Raw genomic sequence first — 1,722 nt, forward strand, 5'->3', positions numbered from 1 at the left:
ATAAAATCCTTAATAATATTTTTAAAGATTTAGATGAAAGTGAGCTCTGCTCACTTTCCAAATGCTGTGAATGTAAAGTTTGTGAGAATGTTTGTAGTTTTATCTGATTGTTTTTTCTAAGGTGTCTAGTGCTTCATTTTTTCATCTAGGTTTTTATCGATATTTGCATCTATATTTTTATTACTTATTTTTATTATTATATCTTTATTATTATAGGCATTGTTTTTTGGCATACTAGGCATTGTTTTTTGGCATGCCGCCTCAGAACATTGATAAGTATCAGGTTTTTTAGTTTCATTTTCTACATCTAAACATTTAGTATCACTGAATTCTAATGCTACTTTATTATCTGTATTTTTAATAAAAAAGTAAGGAATGACAAGAGGATTAATAGATATCACAAAAATTGATTTATCATATCTGTTATCATCTGGATCATCTGACTTTGTATATGTATGTTTTACTTTAATGAAAAAATCAGACTCTTGTTTTCTGATATATGCAAATATTGTAGTTAACGTACCTCTACTGATATTATTTGCTTTCATTAATTCTTGTGAAGTAGCTGTAAAAGAGAATTGACCCGTAATCTGATAATTCTTATAAGCAGTAATAATACAGTTTAAGTAGAAAAGCTTGTGTTTAGGAGTCATAGAATCTTTAAATAAGTTTTGAATGAATGTTAAAGTAATAGGTACAAATAGTTTAGTACGTATAATATGTTGTAGATTCGATTCATTAGTGAGTCTCTTGCTATCTACATTAGAATTAGATGATTCATTATTTGATTTTGTCATATAAGAGATCAGGAAGTATTGGTATTATCTTGTTGACCTTATCTGATCCATTTTTGTTTTTGCTTCTATGTACTTGTAATAACCCTGCTTGTTCAAGCTTTTTTGTAATACCTAAAATGGTACTACGCATATTACTAGCTTCTTTATTTGTGTATCCTAAAATCCTAGCAAGTTTTTCTGAAGAATAAATTATTTCTTCTGCATTCTTACTTAAAGCTGAACTGTATAAAGGAAGTATCTGAAAGAAATATATTATATCTATAGGCAATAGCTTATCGGAGTACTCACGCACAATAGCTGCAAACAAACAAGGAATAATAGAAATATAATTTCTATTATCAGCAAGTGTTAACTCTTGATTATATTGTTGTTGCGTGTAATCTCTGAACGCTTCAGGATTAGTTGGTAAAATAGGTAATTGTAATTTAGTAATCATGATGTGTTGCATTTGATAACTTGTTATAATTTTTATTAAATTCCTTTAATTCTTGTTCTGTATCACAAGTAGTAGAAGGGATTCCAAAATGTGTTAAAAGAAGCATTAGATTTTTTTCGACTTGTATTTGTCTTATAGCTATTAACCTCAGATCATTTCGTACACGTCTATATTGACTAGCTAAATCCGTCGTATCAGATAAAAACACTTCACGAAACACATTAAGATCGCTCTCTATTTGATGTAATTTAGTATTGATATCAGAAAGGCTCATGTTAATACCCTCCTGATGTTTGAAACTTTGAAGAATTTGATAAGCAAATGAAAGTATAAATCAACAAAAGTAAGTACAGGTTAGAACGTAACTTAGATTTAATAGATGCTAAATTATCAGAATTTTGCTTGAATCGTTGATTTGTTGAAGGTTTTATATGCCCCAAAGATAACAGGGACTTGATTTTTAAGAGAGTGTACGATATACTCATTATA

The 1,722-nt window shown here is 28.6% G+C and carries 3 protein-coding genes; all 3 read right to left on the reverse strand.

All coding sequences use genetic code 11. The features are described from left to right. Positions 1–125 precede the first annotated feature (125 nt). Genes A452_RS08885 through A452_RS0107480 form a run of 3 tightly spaced genes read right to left on the reverse strand, consistent with a single transcriptional unit; the run spans position 126 to position 1,507 of the window. Positions 126–797, reverse strand: coding sequence for a hypothetical protein (locus A452_RS08885; protein ID WP_017208724.1), 672 nt, complete (start codon positions 795–797; stop codon positions 126–128). Continuing rightward, positions 781–1,233: a hypothetical protein gene (locus A452_RS09125; RefSeq protein ID WP_017208725.1), complete on the reverse strand. Its 453-nt coding sequence runs from the start codon at positions 1,231–1,233 to the stop codon at positions 781–783. Before A452_RS09125 ends, A452_RS08885 begins: the two co-directional genes overlap by 17 nt. Continuing rightward, positions 1,223–1,507 carry a hypothetical protein gene (locus A452_RS0107480; RefSeq protein WP_017208726.1) on the reverse strand — a complete coding sequence of 95 codons (285 nt, stop codon included), beginning with the start codon at positions 1,505–1,507 and terminating at the stop codon, positions 1,223–1,225. Before A452_RS0107480 ends, A452_RS09125 begins: the two co-directional genes overlap by 11 nt. Positions 1,508–1,722 lie beyond the last annotated feature (215 nt).

It is taken from the genome of Rickettsia australis str. Phillips (assembly GCF_000273745.1).
GTDB lineage: Bacteria > Pseudomonadota > Alphaproteobacteria > Rickettsiales > Rickettsiaceae > Rickettsia > Rickettsia australis.

Excerpts from the sequence above, each read along its gene's own strand:
- A452_RS08885 (WP_017208724.1), bottom strand. The coding sequence starts at position 797 with ATGACAAAATCAAATAATGAATCATCTAATTCTAATGTAGATAGCAAG.
- A452_RS09125 (WP_017208725.1), bottom strand. The coding sequence starts at position 1,233 with ATGATTACTAAATTACAATTACCTATTTTACCAACTAATCCTGAAGCG.
- A452_RS0107480 (WP_017208726.1), bottom strand. The coding sequence starts at position 1,507 with ATGAGCCTTTCTGATATCAATACTAAATTACATCAAATAGAGAGCGAT.